16 protein-coding genes and 1 pseudogene are annotated in these 16401 nt (G+C 66.0%); 10 read left to right on the forward strand and 7 right to left on the reverse strand.

Features of this window, described 5'->3' with window-relative positions; genetic code table 11:
- Positions 1 to 234: 234 nt before the first annotated feature.
- The 3 genes from NDI65_RS08925 (at position 235) to NDI65_RS08935 (ending at position 2444) form a co-directional block, all read left to right on the forward strand.
- Positions 235 to 1419, forward strand: a complete 1185-nt coding sequence (locus tag NDI65_RS08925; protein WP_089780538.1) for an outer membrane lipoprotein carrier protein LolA — start codon at positions 235 to 237, stop codon at positions 1417 to 1419.
- Between the two features lie 340 nt (positions 1420 to 1759).
- Positions 1760 to 2131 carry a helix-turn-helix domain-containing protein gene (locus NDI65_RS08930; RefSeq protein WP_089780340.1) on the forward strand — a complete coding sequence of 124 codons (372 nt, stop codon included), beginning with the start codon at positions 1760 to 1762 and terminating at the stop codon, positions 2129 to 2131.
- A gap of 1 nt (position 2132) precedes the next feature.
- The gene (locus NDI65_RS08935) at positions 2133 to 2444 is read left to right on the forward strand and encodes a hypothetical protein (protein WP_089780339.1); all 312 of its coding nucleotides are present in this window, start codon (positions 2133 to 2135) and stop codon (positions 2442 to 2444) included.
- A gap of 284 nt (positions 2445 to 2728) precedes the next feature.
- Here the strand turns inward: NDI65_RS08935 and NDI65_RS08940 are convergent, their stop codons facing one another.
- Positions 2729 to 3076 (reverse strand): hypothetical protein, encoded by a 348-nt coding sequence (locus tag NDI65_RS08940; protein WP_089780337.1) that lies wholly within the window; start codon positions 3074 to 3076, stop codon positions 2729 to 2731.
- 121 nt (positions 3077 to 3197) lie between these two features.
- Here NDI65_RS08940 and NDI65_RS08945 point away from each other — a divergent pair, with 121 nt between their 5' ends.
- Positions 3198 to 4493, forward strand: coding sequence for a DUF6498-containing protein (locus NDI65_RS08945; protein ID WP_226908761.1), 1296 nt, complete (start codon positions 3198 to 3200; stop codon positions 4491 to 4493).
- Here the strand turns inward: NDI65_RS08945 and NDI65_RS08950 are convergent.
- The 6 genes and pseudogenes from NDI65_RS08950 to NDI65_RS08975 all read right to left on the reverse strand — a co-directional run bounded on the left by NDI65_RS08950 (position 4415) and on the right by NDI65_RS08975 (position 9749).
- Complete coding sequence (locus tag NDI65_RS08950; RefSeq protein ID WP_089780333.1) at positions 4415 to 5155, reverse strand: ABC transporter ATP-binding protein; 741 nt, start codon at positions 5153 to 5155, stop codon at positions 4415 to 4417. The genes NDI65_RS08945 and NDI65_RS08950 overlap by 79 nt on opposite strands.
- On the reverse strand, positions 5155 to 6036 hold the full coding sequence (locus NDI65_RS08955) for an ABC transporter permease subunit (protein ID WP_089780331.1): 882 nt from the start codon (positions 6034 to 6036) through the stop codon (positions 5155 to 5157). The genes NDI65_RS08950 and NDI65_RS08955 overlap by 1 nt, the downstream gene beginning before the upstream one ends.
- Positions 6033 to 6970, reverse strand: a pseudogene (locus tag NDI65_RS08960) (ABC transporter permease subunit). The gene NDI65_RS08955 and the pseudogene NDI65_RS08960 overlap by 4 nt, the downstream one beginning before the upstream one ends.
- A 2-nt stretch (positions 6971 to 6972) precedes the next feature.
- Positions 6973 to 8076 (reverse strand): extracellular solute-binding protein, encoded by a 1104-nt coding sequence (locus NDI65_RS08965; protein ID WP_089780329.1) that lies wholly within the window; start codon positions 8074 to 8076, stop codon positions 6973 to 6975.
- A 161-nt stretch (positions 8077 to 8237) separates the two neighbouring features.
- Entirely contained in the window at positions 8238 to 9212 is a 975-nt protein-coding gene (locus NDI65_RS08970; protein ID WP_089780327.1) for a deoxyhypusine synthase, read from the reverse strand.
- Between the two features lie 96 nt (positions 9213 to 9308).
- Positions 9309 to 9749, reverse strand: coding sequence for a DoxX family membrane protein (locus NDI65_RS08975; protein ID WP_089780325.1), 441 nt, complete (start codon positions 9747 to 9749; stop codon positions 9309 to 9311).
- A gap of 685 nt (positions 9750 to 10434) precedes the next feature.
- Here NDI65_RS08975 and NDI65_RS08980 point away from each other — a divergent pair.
- From NDI65_RS08980 to NDI65_RS09005, 6 genes are all read left to right on the forward strand, one after another.
- Positions 10435 to 11172 carry a 2-phosphosulfolactate phosphatase gene (locus NDI65_RS08980; protein WP_089780323.1) on the forward strand — a complete coding sequence of 246 codons (738 nt, stop codon included), beginning with the start codon at positions 10435 to 10437 and terminating at the stop codon, positions 11170 to 11172.
- Entirely contained in the window at positions 11165 to 11962 is a 798-nt protein-coding gene (locus NDI65_RS08985; RefSeq protein ID WP_089780536.1) for a sugar phosphate isomerase/epimerase, read from the forward strand. Before NDI65_RS08980 ends, NDI65_RS08985 begins: the two co-directional genes overlap by 8 nt.
- 235 nt (positions 11963 to 12197) lie before the next feature.
- Entirely contained in the window at positions 12198 to 13061 is an 864-nt protein-coding gene (locus NDI65_RS08990; RefSeq protein WP_226908759.1) for a hypothetical protein, read from the forward strand.
- A gap of 19 nt (positions 13062 to 13080) precedes the next feature.
- Positions 13081 to 14901 carry an ABC transporter ATP-binding protein gene (locus NDI65_RS08995; protein ID WP_089780321.1) on the forward strand — a complete coding sequence of 607 codons (1821 nt, stop codon included), beginning with the start codon at positions 13081 to 13083 and terminating at the stop codon, positions 14899 to 14901.
- Positions 14898 to 15857 carry an energy-coupling factor transporter transmembrane component T gene (locus tag NDI65_RS09000; protein ID WP_089780320.1) on the forward strand — a complete coding sequence of 320 codons (960 nt, stop codon included), beginning with the start codon at positions 14898 to 14900 and terminating at the stop codon, positions 15855 to 15857. Before NDI65_RS08995 ends, NDI65_RS09000 begins: the two co-directional genes overlap by 4 nt.
- A 237-nt stretch (positions 15858 to 16094) precedes the next feature.
- On the forward strand, positions 16095 to 16271 hold the full coding sequence (locus NDI65_RS09005; protein ID WP_167344149.1) for a hypothetical protein: 177 nt from the start codon (positions 16095 to 16097) through the stop codon (positions 16269 to 16271).
- Positions 16272 to 16401: the final 130 nt, after the last annotated feature.

Raw genomic sequence — 16401 nt, forward strand, 5'->3', positions numbered from 1 at the left:
GCCTGTTCGTTCACGGACGTCGAGTGCTTGTCGCCGGGAAACTGCGTCACGAACGTCGTTTCGGACCGAACGCCGGATATCCCGCGAAAGCGAGTGGATGGGATGGCCGAACTGACCCCCGCGACGGAGCTATCGCTGTCGGTCGGTGTCGGTTCGACCGTCCCCGTCGTCCAGAAGTATTTAGCCGTCGGCTCCCAGACACGCAGTCGAACTCCCTGTCAGGGTGCAACCAGCATGACCCGCCCTCCACTCCGCCTCAACCGACGCACGCTCGCCGCGTTCGTGCTTCTCGCCGTCGCGCTCTCCGCGGTCCTCTGGACGACGGGGGGCGCGATAGGTGACGCGAACCCCTCGGTCGACGCGAACGTGACCGAGCGCTACCGCGGCATCGACACGCTCACCGGAACGCAGACGGTCGAAGTTCGAGCCAACGGCACGACGACGTCCCGGACCGTCGCCGACGTGACGCTCGTCCCGGAGACCGAGCGGAAGCGCGTGGACTTCCGGAGCGCCGCGAATCGACAGTACGACCGGCAGGTCTCGAACGGGTCGACGCTCTGGCTTCACGACACAGACGGTGCTGAGGTCACCGTCATCGAACTGACGGGCCCGCCGGCCGAGTCGCGGACGGCCGAACGGCTCCAACTGCTCGTCGCGGCCGCGGGGCTGACCGACGACGCCGGTCGCCCGCAGTCCATCGGCGTGTCACCGCTCCCCGTCGTGCCGCGGCACGCCGGTGCCGCCCCGCGAGCCGACGCGAACCGCAGCTACGCCGTCGAGTTCGTCGAGACCGATACCGTCGGCGGGCGCGAGGCGTACGTCCTCGACATCGCGCCCGAGACGAATCGGAGCGAGGCGGGCTACCACCAGCGGTTGTGGCTCGACACCGAGCGGTTCTACCCGCTTCGCAAACAGACCGCGTGGACGGCCGACGGGACTCGGCGGTCGGTGACGACGACGTATACGAACGTGACGTTCGACGCGTCGCTGTCGGCCGACGCGTTCCGACCTGACATCGACGCTAACACGACCGTAGAGCGCAAGCGGACACCGAACACGGAGTGGTTCCGGAACAGAGCCGACTTGGAAGCGCGGAGTTCGATTTCTGTTCCGGAGCCGACGGTCCCGCCCGCGTACGAACTGGTCTACGCCACGCGGACCACCGGCCGCATCGAGGGGGTCGGACTCCGCTACGCCGCCGGCAGCCGCGAACTCACGGTCGCGAAGTTCAACTACACCCTCGATATCGACGCCGACGAGCGCGACGCGACGGTCGGCGGGCGGCCGGCGACGCTCGACTACGGGCCGACCACGTCGCTGTCGTGGAACTGCGACGGCTACGGCTACACCGTCCGGGGGACCGGCGTCGAGACGGACCGCCTCGTCGAAGTCGGTCGCTCCGTCGGCTGTCCGGCCTGAAATCGCGCGAGTTTCTGGGTCAGAAACTGGCCCCCTTTTTATATAATCTCACGTCGCGTCGGTCGAACTGCGATGGGCCCCGCCGAACTGATATCGGGCTGCCCTCCCGAGCAGTACCGTACTGTGCCCTCTGACAGCACTCCGGCACCCATCGCGGTCATCGCTGACGCGGCAGTCCCTCCACGGCATCGCCGTACTGCCCCGCAGTACCGTCGCAGTAATCCGAACCACCGTGCTATCCCGACAGCCCCACCGCACCCCCGTCCCGAGCCGGTCGCCGCGACCAACAGGGGTGGAAACCCGTGGGCCTATTAATCCGCCGAGCAGTCATTCGACCACCGTGAGTGAGGATCCGGCGTTGGGTGATGTTCTCGATCTCCTCAGTGACGAGTACGCCCGGGACATCCTCGCAGCAACGAGTACCAGACCAATGTCCGCACAAGAGCTTGCCGACGAGTGTGAGATGTCCAAACCGACGGTCTACCGCCGAGTGGAACGATTACAGGCGTACGGACTCCTCGACGAACAGACCGAGATTCGAACCAGTAATAACCACTACAGCGTCTACACCGCCACGCTCTCGGAGTTCGCCGTCGAATTAGACGACGGGTCGTTCGAGGCGTCCCTGACGCGCACCGGCGACGAGTCGTTCCCCGGCGAGGGGGAACCCGACACCGCCGACCGCTTCAAACGGATGTGGGAGGACCTCTGAGATGGCGACCCCGTCGGCCGTCCTCGACTGGCTCATCGTCGCGCTCGCCCTCGGGTCGACGCTCGTCGGGAGCTACGTCGGCTATCAGGCCTACCGCGGCTACCGCCGTCACGACAGCCGGACGATGCGGGCGCTCTCCGCGGGGCTGTTCCTCCTCACGGCCGTCGCGTTCGGCGTCGCCTTCGTCGGCTCGGTGCTCCTGCGTCAGGGCTACATCGGCCTCCAGTACCAGCAGCCGCTCACGCTCGTCACGCGGCTGTTCCAGTTCTGCGGCGTCCTCCTCATCGCCTACTCGTTACATTCGCGAGGGTAGTCCGTTCGCGGGCCGTCGCGGCGGTCCCACCGGGGCTACTCCCCACTCACGTTCACCTCGCACTCTCTCCTCACTCGTCGCTCATTCATCGCTCACTCGTGACTAACATCGTTCACTCGTCGTCAACCCTGAAGCGACAGGTCCGAAGCCCGCCTCACGGGTGCGCGAGCTCCCGGAGCGTGGGGACGACGCCGACCACCGTGGAGGGGCCATCGTACGCGCCGTTTCGCCCATCCAATCATATATCTGATAAAACGCTCTCGACCGGTCTCGACGGCGCGCGACTACCCGGGGAGCGATTCGTAGTCGGCGACCGTCAGCGCCTGTCCGAAGAGCATCAGCCCGATTCCGGTGATGCCAGCCGGGACCGAGAGGGAGAGCAGCAGCGAGAAACTGATCGCACAGATGCCGCCCCCGAGCGCACCCCGCTTCCGGTCGCTCCAGCGTTGGTCTCCGAACCGAAAGAGTCGCCCCCAACCGTCGCGGTGGCGGAGGACGAGTGCGGTCGTCGCCGCGTACAGCGGAGCGATTGCCACGGGAAGCAACCCCGGCGCGTCGGCGGCCGAGACGGCCACACCGGCGACAACGAGACCGACGACGAGCGAGGCGAGGTATCGAATGAAGGGACGCACGCATTCTAGATGATTAGTTGACAGTATCAATCTTGTTTTCCGGTCGCGGAGGCGCGGTTCCGACCGCCCGACGCGAGTCAGACCACCTAACTGTTCCGAGCGAAATGTCTCTGCACTAACAATGCTCACTCCCAGCGAGAGGCGGCGAGCGAAAGTGGCGGTGTTGATGGCGGTCAACGCCGTGCCCCTCGTCGGCGTGCTCGCGCTTGACTGGTCGCTCGTGGCGCTGTTGGCGGTCTACTGGGTCGAACTCGGCGCGTGCCTCGTCGGTGCCGCGGTGGAGGCGCTGTTCGCGGAGGGCAAGCCGACCTACGACGCGAACGGCTTTTCGTGGCTCGTGTTCGGTGCTCTGTCGGAAAAGCGCGGGCGAATCGGTCTCCCCGTCCTGCCGCTGTCGATTCAGGTCGCGAATCTCCCGGCCATCCTGGTGGCCCTCGCCATCGGAAGCGTGGGCTGGGCCCTCTTCGGTGCAATCGGTGTCGGCGGCGTCGGGGAGACCACGGGCACGACGATGACCGACGCCGAATCGCTCTCTGTCGGCTTGGGCGTGCTCGCCGTTATCTTCGGCCGCGCCGTCGACGTGGGTCGGTACGTCCTCAGCGGAACCTACGCGTCGGTCCCGCCGCAGCAACCGCTTCAGTCGGCGCTCGTGTCGATGGCGGGAACCGGCTCGGCGCTCCTCATCGGCGGGGGATTCGTCATCGCGGGTGCCCCGCCGCCGTTCGTGCTGGCGTTCGTCCTCGCGGTGAAACTGCTCGCCGATATCGTCGACGTCTACCGCGACCAACTGGAAGCGTACGACGAGCGCACGTCGGTCGAACTCGGACTCGCTCCCGACCTCCCCGAGTGGGAGCGAATCGAGAGCACGCGGGACGGCTCAGACCTCGTCCGACCGAGGCCGTCGGCGGTCGTCGTTGGCGGAGTCGTCCGCGGGCTTCGCTCCCCGCTTTCGGTCCTGCTGGTGGCCGGATTGACGCTGATTGGCCTGTTCAGCACCGCGACGACCGACGGGGTCGCGGTCGAACTGCTCGGGGGAGCCGTGGTGATTGCGGTGGGATTCGCCGCACTGGGCGTCTTCGACTGGTCGTTCCGGTATCTGGCGATGGAGTACCGCGTCGACGACGAGGACGGCGGGAACGGGCGACTCGTCGGCTACGACCGGCTGTTCGGGCCGCAGTGGCGACTCGCTTCCGAGCCGCGGTCCGAACTAGAGCGCGTCCGGAGCGCCACCGACCGACTGTTCGGAACCGAGACGCTTCGGCTCGAACGCGATGACCGCGTGTACCGACTGCCGCACCTCTCCTCGGACGCCGTCGATATCGCGTCGCCACGGTCGAATCACCAGCTGACGAACGGGAGGTCGGGCGCGTCGAGCGCGACGAACTCCGAGACGAACTCGTTCGCCGGCGATTCGTAGATCTCTCGGGGCGTGCCGACCTGTTCGACGCGACCCTCGTTCAGCACCGCGACGCGGTCGCACATCACCATCGCCTCCTCCTGGTCGTGGGTGACGTAGAGGCCGGTGACGTCCAACTCGGCGAGGAGCGCGCCGATTTCGGTCCGCAGGCGCGCCTTCAGTTGGGCGTCGAGCCCCGTCATCGGCTCGTCCAAGAGAAGGACGTTCGGCTCGATGGCGAGCGCGCGAGCCAGCCCGACGCGCTGTTGTTGGCCGCCGGAGAGCGTCGTCGGGTCGCGGTCGCCCATCTCGCCGATGTCGAGCATTTCGAGCAGCTCCTCGGCTCGGTTCCGTCGCTCGCGCTTCCCGACGCCCCGCATCTTCAGCCCGAACGCGACGTTCTCGGCGACCGTCATGTTGTCGAACAGGGCGTACTCCTGGAAGACCAATCCGACGTTTCGGTTCTCCGGGGGGACGTTCGTCACGTCCTCGCCGTCGAACCTGACCGCGCCGTCGGTCGGCGTCTCGAAGCCGGCGACGGTTCGAAGCGTCGTCGTCTTCCCGCACCCCGAGGGGCCGAGCACGCCCAGAATCTCGCCGTCCGAGACAGTCAGTGAAACGCCGTTCAGCGCCGTCGTGTCGTGGTAGTCCTTTCGGACCGCGTCTAGTGTCACGTCTGCCATTAGCTACCTCTGGTGTCGAATCCGCGGCGACCGACCCGCTGTAGGAAGAGGGTGACCGCGACGATGATGAAAAAGAACATCGACACGGCGGCCGCCGCCTTGGTGAACGAACTGTTCGAGATGTGTCGCTGCAAGAAGAGCGCCAGCGGCTGGGTGCCTTTCGCCCAGACGATGTACGAGAAGTTGAACTCCGCGGCCGCGAGCGCCCAACAGATGATGGCTCCCGAGACGATGCCCGAGCGGGCGTTCGGCACGATGACCGTCAGGAACGTCCGCGGCCACGACGCCCCCAGCGAGCGGGCCGATTCCTCCAGTTGTCGCAGCGGCATCGACTCGAACTCGCTTTGGGCGGCCATCACCATGAACGGCGCTTTCAAAAGCGAGTAACCGACGATGAGCCCGAAGCTCGTCGCCGAGAGGTCCGGGTAGGCCCGGAGGAACGCGACGCCCAAGATGACGCCCGGAACGAGCGGGAGCACCGAGACGGCGTTGACCCACTCTTTCCCCGGGAACTCGTAGCGAGAGACTGCGTACGCGATGGGCACGCCGACGACGAGGTTGATGAGAACGCCGCCGAGCGCCAATCCGATGCTGAACGCCAGCTCCGCCGGGACCAACACCGAAAGCGTCTCGCCGCCGAGCGGGAGGCTGAACAGGGGGTCCCATCCCATACTGCGCTGTGAGCCAATCGTATCCGCGAGCCCCAGCACCGCCCGCCAGTTCTCGAAGGTGACGAACCCGGAAGGGAGGACGCCGGTCCAACTCGCGGCGAACGAGGCGACGATCGTGAGTACGATGGGCGCGATGAGGAACGCGACCGTCGAAAACAGGGCCAGCGTCACGGCCGACCGTCCGAACCGACGCGAGAGGGACGGCGTCATATCCCGACCTCCGCGCTGGTGTACCGAAGCCCGAGGACGGTGAACAGGAACGTGAACGCGAAGTAGACGGTCGCCATCGCGCCGGCGACCTGCACGTCGTAGCCGACGCCGAGTTCCCGCGAGAGTTGGAGCGTCCAGACGACGAGCGTCTGGATGACGACGAGCGTCCCGAAAATCGCCAGTCCCGTCCGGAACGTGAGAATCAGCGCCCCGGTGATGCCCGGTCGAATCTGCGGGAGGGTGACGTACCGGAACGTCTCGAACGGCGTCGCGCCGAGGGCTTGCGCGGCCTCCTCGGCGGCCGAGTCGACCTCGGCGTACGTCCCGCGGAGGATGAGCGTCGCGCGCGGCACCATCGAGTACACGAAGGCGACGAACAGCCCCGGGACGCTGACCGCAAAGGCGAGGTCGGTGGGCCGACTCCCGGTGAGGGCGGCCGCGAGCGCCGTGACGACGCCGTTGTTCCCGAACAGCACCAGAATCATGAACGCGGCGACGATGCCGGGGAGGCTGATGGGAAACGAGACGAGCGTGACGAGGAGGTCCTCGCCGGGCAGGTCGTACTTTTCGAGGGCGTGCGCGATGGGGACGGCGAGCCCGACCGAGACGAGCGTCGTTCCCGTGGTCAGCCACAGGGAGTTGAACGCCACCCGGCGGTAGTAGGGGTCGCCGAACAGCGTCGCGTAGGCGTCGAGCGAGAACCCGACCGACCGGTACTGGGCCGTCGAGACGCTGATGCGAACGACTTCCGAGAGGGGGTACAGCCCCGCGACGAGCAACAGCACCGAAAACGGCGCGCACAGCGCGACGATGCGGCGGTACTCGCGCTCTCGTTCGGTGACGGGGTTCGCGACGCTCTCGACGCGCCGACCACCCGCGCCGCGAGCGCCCGGAGCGTCGAGAGCGGACTGTTCCCGGCGTGTCGGTCGGACATCCTCAGATGTTCGCGCCGCGCGTTATCTCTCGGATGATGCCCTCCTGTTTCTCGACCAACTGACCGTAGTCGACTTGAAATTCGGTCCGGTCGTACTCGCTCGGGTCGATGAACTCGTCGGGAAGCTCCAGCTCCGAGGAGCGAATCGGCCTGACGTAGGCGTCGAGGAACTGCTGTTGGCCCTCCAGCGAGAGGACGTAGTCCATGAACAGCTTCCCCGCCGCCGGGTTCGGCGCGCCCTCCAAGAGCGCGTAGCCGTACGGCATGTTGAGCGCGCCCTTATCGCCGTTCTCGCCGCCCAAGAGCGCGACGCCGACGTTCTCTTCTGCGACCTCGTCGTTGTTGTACTTGAGGTCGAGCCCGGAGTAGTCGTACCGGATGAACGTCGCGTACTCGCCGCGGGAGAACTGCGCGAGGAAGTTGTCGGTGAACTCAGCGCCGCCCTCCTGAATCCGCTCGTAGTAGTCGATGACGGGCTGGAGGTCGTCCATGCTGCCGCCGCGGGCGTTGTTGACCGACAGCGCCGCCGCGAGCCCGACCGCCGCCTGCGGGGTCTGGAGCGCGAGGTCCTGCATGATTTCGGGCTGGAGCAGGTCCTCCCACGTGGTCGGCTCGTCGAGGCCGCGTTCCTCGTAGATGTCCTTCCGGTAGGTCACGGCCGTCGTCACCCGGCGGGTCGCCGTGACGTGGCCGTCGTCGGTCTTGAGCGAGTCAGGAACCTTGTCCCACCCCTGTGGCTTGTACGCCTGCGTGAAGCCCTCGTTCCGGGCGACGATGCCGTAGGTGTAGCCGCCGTTGTACCCGGAGTGCGTCATGTTGTTCGAGTGCGAGCGCATGTGCTGGAGCGCCTCGCCCGACGAGCGGTCGTCGTCGTGGACGGCCACGCCGTAGGAATCCTCGAACGACTGCATCAGCGACGGCCAGTTCATCCACCCGGACTGCACGCAGTAGAAGTACAGCATATCGGGGAACGCGGTGGCCTCGATGTTCGTCTGGAAGTCCTGATACCCGACCTCGTACGTCTCCGCGTCGCCGCCACCGGAACCCGTCGCGTCGGCGTCACTCTCGGAACTGCTCGTCGTCAGACAGCCGGCGAGACCCGCCACCGCAGCGGCAGAACCCCCGATGAAACTTCGCCTCGTTGATACCATCACTCGGGCAACACGACCGACCCCTAAAGGGGATTGCTATGAGCCTAACGTAGCCGTTTCGACGGTTGGGACACCCACATACCGCTACAAAGGGGACAATAGGGCGCGGCGGCGCGCTAGCTCTTGAACGCGCCCGCAACGAGGAGCGGGAAGACGAGCGTCGCCTCGGCTTCGATCTGCGTGTAGTTCGTGTCGTGGTCCTTGATTTTCCCCCACGACACGGCTTCGTTCGGGGGCGCGCCGGACAGCGAGCCGTCGCCCTCCATCCCCGTCGAGATGTAGACGACGTAGTCCGCGCCGCCGCGGAAGAGGTTCGTCATGATTGCGTGGTGTTTGGGGACGCCGCCGCCGACGGCGATAAGACCGGTTTCGTCCGCGAGGAGGCCGTTTTGGATGAGCGAGTCGTAGTCGTCGAGAATCTCGATGCCGACGTCCTTGTCGTAGCCCTGTCGGTAGTAGTAGAGGAAGTTACCCACCTCGGCGTCGGTGAGCGCCGGGCAGTAGACCGGCACGTCGTTGTCGGCCGCCTGCTTCAACACCGAATGTTCGTCGTCGAGCGTCTCGCCCAGCTCGCGGGCGAACGCCGTCGGCGTCCGCACCTTCTCCTCCGCGAAGAAGTCCTCGAAGAAGTCGTAGAGGTACTCTTCGAGCCAGACGTACCGGTCGGAGGGGACGTAGATATTCCCGAGGCGGTTGATGCCGCGCTCGCGGAGCGCGCCTTCGTCGGCGTCCCACGAGCCCATCTTGAACGGCTTGGCGGTCTTGATGACGTCCTCGGTCAGCGAGCCGGAGGTGGTGATGAGCACGTCGACGAACCCCTCGCGGACGAGGTAGGCGACGGCCTCGCGCAGGCCCGACGAGACGATGTTCGAGGTGAACGTCAGATAGACGGTCGCGTCCGCCTCCTGCATCTCCTCGGCGATGTCGATGGCCTCGGCGAGCTGCGTCGCCTGAAAGCCGGTCGTCGCGTACGCGTCGAGGAACTCGTCGAAGTCGAACGGGCCGTCGAAGTCGTAGCCCCGAACGTCGGCCGAATTGATGGCCTCGTCGCTTCCGGGGACGACGTGGTCGTGAGTGTCGTCTTCGGTCATCGGGTACGGCTCGCACCGGCGCGCTTGAATCAGTTCCGTTCGGTCCCGAAAACAGCCGGACAGCGTGGGGCTCGACACCGATTCACTCGGTGACGGTCACCGGCTCGGAGACGGGTCGACGCCGTCGGACTCCGGTCGCGTGTACCACCACGCCCACGCGACGAGCACGCCCTGAAGCGGCAGTCGGAGCCACAGGGCGGCGTCGGAGGGCTCCCGAAGCGCCGACGGAACGCCTTCGAGGGCGATATCGCTCGTCGCCATGTAGACGTTCGCGGGGAAGACCGCGACCAGCAGCGCGATGAGCCCCCACGCGGCGATGCGTTGGGTGCGGCGGAAGACGACGCCGACGCCGAGAGCGATTTCGGCGACGCCCGAGACGTAGACGAGCGCGAGCGCCGCCGGGAAGACCGGCGGGACGACCTGCGCGTACGCGTCGGGTACGACGAAGTGCATCACGCCGGCGAGGACGTAGAGCGCACCCATCGCGTACCGGAGCGGCGTCTTGAGTCGAGTGAGTCGTTCGGCGGCGAAGGCCATCTCGACTCGACGTTGGACCGGCGGTCAAAGACGCTGTCGGCGTCGGTTTCGGCGAAGCGGCGGTCGGTACTGAACCGGGAGCCGAGACCGCGTATTCGAAAATCAATAGTCGTACAGTACTGATGTAGAAATTCCATCATATCCGTCACCGAATCTGAGGACTCCCGCTGTGCGATTGCGGTTCCACTCGGGCGTGCTCCCCGGGCGACCGCGACGGGCGCGAAACTTCGCAGTCGGGCTCGTTCCATTCGTCGCAACCGCTCTTTTCGGCGTCTCCAGGCGTTCGAAGGAGCGTACCCGTCACACCCGTCCCAGAGAACCGTGCTCCCGAGTGCGAGCAATCCGCCGACGCCGCTCGCACCTGAAAACGTGTTCTCATGCCAGAGCTACTCCGTTTTCCGGGGATATGCCGAACGAGTCGAACTCGTAGTCGTGGTTCGAGAACGCGGTCAAGACGGCTCGATTTCCTCGCGACCGACGGCGCGTTCGGCACCTGATTTCGAGATGGAACTGGTGAGTTAGCTATGTAATTCTCCAGTTTTATTTTAGTATCTCTCTCTGACTATTTCTCCATCGAAGGCGATAGTCGAGAGCCCGCCAGCGGGCGAAGCGAACTACGGATAGTACGCCCCGATATATATCGCTACTAGCAATCGACTTGTAGGTGTTGTCGAGACCGTGGGCCATGTCCGCAGATGGACGACAGACAGCGGCGTTCGCAGAGACGTTGATAGAGGGCTGTGAGAACATCCCGCCGGAGCCGACACCGGGCGACTACGTGGTAGTGGACGTGACTCACTTCTCGGCGACCGTGGCGGAACTGCTCGCGCTCGGCGCGGAGTACGTTCACGTGACCGACGAGCGCGGCGACGAACCGGCGTATCGGGAGGACCACCCCGAGTGCCTCATCGGCGGCGGCAAGACCGACGACTACGAACCGAACCCCGGCTACGACTTCTTCAACTCGCCGAGCTACGTCCAGCGACTGGACCTCGACGGGCGGCCGACCGCGATGACCTCCACGAACGGCGGGCGGGCAGTCTCGACGCTCCGCGAGCGCGGCGGGTCCGACGTCGAGGTGTTCGTCGGCGGCTACACGAACGCCGCGGCGGTCGCGGACCTGCTCGACGACCGCGGGCGGCCGGTCACCATCGTCGCCAGCGGGTCGAGCGGCCAGCCGACGCCCGACGACACGCTCGGCGCGGCGCTCATCGACGACTACCTCCACGGCGACGGTCTCACCGACCGCGAGCGCGAGCGCTACGCGCGCCTCCTCGTGACCGCGAAGGGACCGCGATACGAGGAGAAACACGAGATTCGGCGGCGCGACCTCCACGAGTTCGAGACGGCAATCGACTCCCGGTCGGTCGTGCCCGTCCTCCGTGGCGACCGCCTCGTCCCCGCGAGCCGGGTCGATGTCTGAGGCGACGCCCGTCCAGCGACCGCGGTTCGGCGCGTCGATGGACATCCGCTACGCCGACGAGGTCGCCTCGTTCGCCGAGTTCCTCCGCGGATTCGACCTGAACCACGTCGAACTCCGCGCGGGCTATCTGGACGTTCGGGCGAACGAGCGAGACGCCGAGCGCCTGCGGGCGGTCGCCGAGGAGTTCGACGTGACGTACACGGTCCACGGCCCACACCTCGATGTCGCGCCCGGGAACGTCAACGAGCGACTTCGAGAGGCCACGGTCGCGGCGACCAAAGAGGCAATCGAACTCGCCGCGGCAATCGACGCCGGCGGCGTCATCGTCCACGGGGGGTCGGTTCGGACCCGCTATCCCGACCACGTCCGCGAGCACACCCGCGAGCAGGCGGTCCAGACGCTCCGCGAGTGCGCCGAGTTCGCCGCCGAGGCGGGCGTTCCGGTCTGCCTCGAAAACCAGCGCGACAAACGGGAGACGCGTCGGCACACGGCGACTCCCGACCGACTCGCCGCGTTCCTCGACGACGTCGGCGTCGGCGACGAGTTCCTGAAGCTGACGCTCGACGTGGGCCACGCGAAGGCGACGGGCGTCGACTACCGGCGGTTCGTCGAGCGGTTCGGCGACCGCATTCGGGTCGCGCACCTCCACGACAACGACGGCACCGAAGACGCACACGAACCGCTTCCGTCGTTCCGGTCGGTCGCCGCGGACATCGACGCCCCGTACAACGTCTTGGAGATGAAGTCCCGCGCGGACGTCGAACGCTGCGTGGGCGCGAGCGACGCCTGACGGTCGGCGTCGACGTCGGCGTCGCCGTCGCTCGGTTTTTTCGAGACCGGCAGTCACGCTCAGTAGCGTCCGAATCGGTCCGCGAGCGCCGCGACCGGGTAGTATCCGGAGCGGAACATACCACCGCGATTTCTATGTACGTCCACCGATCGATACGCAGAGTATAGTTCGATATACAGTCGTACGCTATACTCATACCAACGATTAAACAGGTTGCTTAACCACCACCACCCGGATGGTGACAACGTCCAACAACTCGGGTAGTGCGTTCAGTTTCGACCATCGGGACATGATGGCGTTCATCCTCGTCATGTCGCTACACGGTCTGCAGAGTATGATTACGGAACTCCTTCCGGAGTTCTCGATAGGCGGGTTAGGCGTCTCTATCGGACCGTTCTGGTTCGTTGCGATGTCGGTCGTCCTTCTGTTCCGCTCGTTTTGGGCCTGTCTCGCGATTCCGGTCGGCGGCATCGTCTTCGGAGAGATTCTCATCGGCGACTTCAGCGCCCTCGGGGCGGTCGAGGGGCTCATCGTCGTCACGCTGTCGTGGTTCTTCGTGATGTCGCTCATCACGGACCCGAAAGACGTCAAACAAATCGCGGCGCTGGGCTTCCTCGCGAAGGCGATGGAGGAGACCGCGGCGTGGTTCATCGACGTCGGGAAGTTCTACGTCGGCGTCGAAGAGCTCGAAGCGATTTCGTGGCTCCCCGAGACCGTGTGGGCCACCGAGGGAATCGGTGCCCTGCTGCAGATTATCATCGCCGGCGTCGTCTTCGGGGCGATTCCGACGCTGTTCCTCTACCCGCGACTCCGCGGGAAAATCGAGCCGCTGCTCGGAATGAGTCCCGTCGAGGGCCGCGACGGTCCGATGTTCACGCGGACGTCTCTGAAGCGACTCATCGCGTGGGTGGCGCTGATTCCCGTCGCGTTCGCGTTCGAGACGCTGAGCGAGACCAGCGGCGGGCTCATCACGTTCACGCCGGAGTTCGTCGAAACGTACGGCCAAGCGTTCCTGTTCGTGCCCATCGTCATCGCGGCGGTCGTCTCGTTCGGGCTCGTCGCCTACCGCCAGCGCAAGGTCGACGGCCTACAGGACTGAACCCCATCGCTTTGATTTTATGAGCAGCAACAACATCGTCGTCGAGAACCTGACGTTTCAGTACCCCGGCGGCGACGAGGCGGTATTGCGCGATGCGAGCGTGACGATAGAGCCGGGCGAGTTCACGGCCGTCGTCGGCGGCAACGGAAGCGGAAAGACGACCCTGTGTAAGACGTTTAACGGCCTCATCCCGCACTTCTTCGAGGGGACGTTCGACGGGCGAGTCACCGTCGCCGGCACCGACACCCGCGAGTCGGACGTCGCCGAGCTCTCGAAGACGGTCGGCTACGTCTTCCAGGACTTCGAGAACCAACTCGTCCAGGAGACGGTCCGCGACGACGTGGAGTTCGCGCCCCTCAACCACGGGCTCGACGACTACGCCGAACGGGCGACGCGAGCGCTCGAAACCCTCGGTCTCGATCATCTCGAAGACCGATTCATCTGGGAGCTGAGCGGCGGCCAGCAACACCTCGTCGCCCTCGCGGGGGTGCTCGCGATGGACCCCGAGTTCATCTTCGTCGACGAGCCGGCCGCACAGCTCGACCCCCGAAACGCCCGCGAGACGTACGAACAGCTCCGACGACTCAACGAGGAGCGCGACAAGACGATAATCGTCATCGAACACCACTCCGAGTTCATCGCCGACTACTGCGACGAGATGGTGCTCGTCTCCGACGGCGGAGTCGCCTGGAAGGAACCGGTCGAGGTCGGACTCAACAGGCTCGACGACTTACTCGCACACGACATCCACCCCCCGCAGGTCACGCAAATCGCCGACGGCCTGCCGCCCGAGGTGGGGACCCTGCCCGACGGACGGTACCCCGTGACCGTCGACGAGGCGGCGACGGCGTTTCAGCCCGCCACGACGCGCGAGTCGCGGGCCGCCGTCGACGGTGGCGCGGTGGCAACAGGTACAGACGCCGCGGCCGGGCTGACCGGGCGCGAGCGGGACGGGGACGCGCTGGTGACGATGCGCGGTGTCGGCCACGGCTACCCCACGCTTCGAGAGGGGTACAACCGCGTCCTCGATGGGCTGGACCTCGAACTGCACGCGGGCGACCGGGTCGCGCTCGTCGGTGCCAACGGCTCCGGCAAGTCGACGCTGTTGCGGTTGATGACGGGATTGGAGTCCCCGGACGAAGGGAGGGTGACGGTCCTCGGCCGCGACACGAGCGAGACGCTCCCCGAGCAACTGGCCGACGACACCGTCTACATCCACCAGAACCCCGAGGAGATGTTCGTCGAGGACACCGTCCGCAAGGACGTCGCCTACTACCTCGAAAACCGCGACGCCCCGAACGTTGACGAACGCGTCGACGAGATTCTCGCGTATCTGGACCTCGAACACCTCGCCGACCGCGACGGCCGCCTGATGAGCCTCGGCCAACAGCGCCGCGCGTCGCTCGGCATCGGCCTCGCGACCGACCCGACGGTCGTCCTCCTGGACGAACCCACGGGCAGCCTCGACCTCCAGAGCCGCCGCGAGGTGACCGGAATGCTCCGAAAGGCGGAGAGCCGCGTCGAGACCGTCGTCGTCGCCTCGCACGACCTGCAACTGGTCGCGGCGTGGGCCAACCGCGTCCTCGTCATGGGCGAGGGCGAGGTGCTCGCGGACGCGCCGCCGGCGGCCGTGTTCTCCGACCCGGACCTCCTCGCGGAGACCGGTTTGCGACAGCCGCAGGTGGTCGAACTGAGCCGGCGACTCGGGCTGGAATCCCCCGCGCTCAGCACCGACGCGATGTGCGAGACGCTGGCTCGTTCGTTCGAGGACGACGCGTTCGCCGACGGCGGTGTCGGCGACGTGGGTGGCGACGCCGAGCCGAACGGAGGGGCGCGATGAAGTACGTCGACGCGCTCACCGACATCTCTGTCGCCGACGTCAAGGTCGACTTGATGCGGACCGCCTACGACAACGAGGACGCGCTGTTGAACAGCTTCGACCCGCGGGTCGTCCTGCTGTGGACCGTGCTGTTCATGATTATCCCGTGGCTGTTCTACGACACGCTCCCGCTGGCTATCCTGCTCGCGGCGGCCTTCGCGCTCGCCGCGCTCTCGCAGGTCAGCAAATACCTGCTCGCGTTGCTCCTGTTCGGACAAGTCACCAACGTCGGCTTCTTCGTGGTGTTAGTCCCGCTCATCGGCGGGGCGATGCGAGCGGTGGGTCACTTGGGTGACAACGCCGGTCGGGTCGTCGAAGGCGTCACGACCGGCGATGTGAGCGCGTTCGCCGAGACCGGCACGATCGTCGCGGCCGCGGTCGGCCGAGGCGTCCACACCGCCACGACCAGCCAAGAGGTCGGTATCGACGCCGTCGGGGCGCTCGTCCCGTTCTTCCTCAAGCTCACGATTATCTCGGTCATCAGCCTCGCCGTCTTCTCGGCGATGAGCCCGCAGAAACTCAGCAAGGGGATGTTGCGTCTGGGCGTCCCCCGACAGCTCACGTTCGCAATCGCGTACGGCTACCGGATGATGCCGCTCCTCGTCGAGGAGTACCACGCGCTGATCAACTCGTTCCGCCTTCGAAGTAAGGTCCCCGAGAAACAAGGACTGTTCAGGTGGCGCTACTTCTACTACCTGCTGACGCTCTCGGTCAAGGCGTTTTATCCGCTGATTTTCAACGTGGCGAAGCGCTCGCGGGTCACCGTGGAAGCGATGGAGACGAAGGGGTTCTCGCGCTCGCTGGGCGACGAACGGAGCCAAGCCCTCCGGACCGAGGGCATGATGGTTCGGACCCGAGACGTCACCTTCGTCTTCGGGTCGCTGCTGTTCGTCGCCGCGGTCTGGGCCTTCACCTGACCGGGGCTCGGTACCTTGCGGACGATACTCAGCGTCGCAGCCACTTCGTCGGTCGTCGTCAGAAGTGAATCCCGTCGAGATGGGTATATCATCGCCGAATCGACGTACACAGCGGAGTTACACGGGTAGGCCTGTTATCGACGGACGCCGAACGTCGGGCGGGAAACTCGCTCGACGGTTCGGCGTTCGGCTGAGCCGACCGAACAGGAGTTATACGGCTCGACCCGATTGGCGTGTATGGCTATCGTCGCAGAGATTTTCCTGTCGTTGGAGGCGCTCCCGCTCGTCGAGTTGGCTCGGGCGCTTCCGAACCGGGAAATATCGCTCTCGCAGATGATCCGGTTGGAGGGCACCCGGTACCTCTTTATGGTGACACCGTCCGCCTGGCCGACGCGCCGCGCGGATGAAGTCTGACGCGGGCGCGTAGTCTCGACCGGGCCTTCCCCCAAGCACGGGAGCCGCTACCTCAGGGTAATCAAGCGCTCCGCGGCGGCGACCGGGGTCCGGAACGCGACTGAATAGCTGGTCTGAGCGCCCCGCCCAC

It is taken from the genome of Haloferax sp. S2CR25 (genome assembly GCF_031624535.1).
Classification (GTDB): Archaea; Halobacteriota; Halobacteria; order Halobacteriales; family Haloferacaceae; genus Haloferax; species Haloferax massiliensis.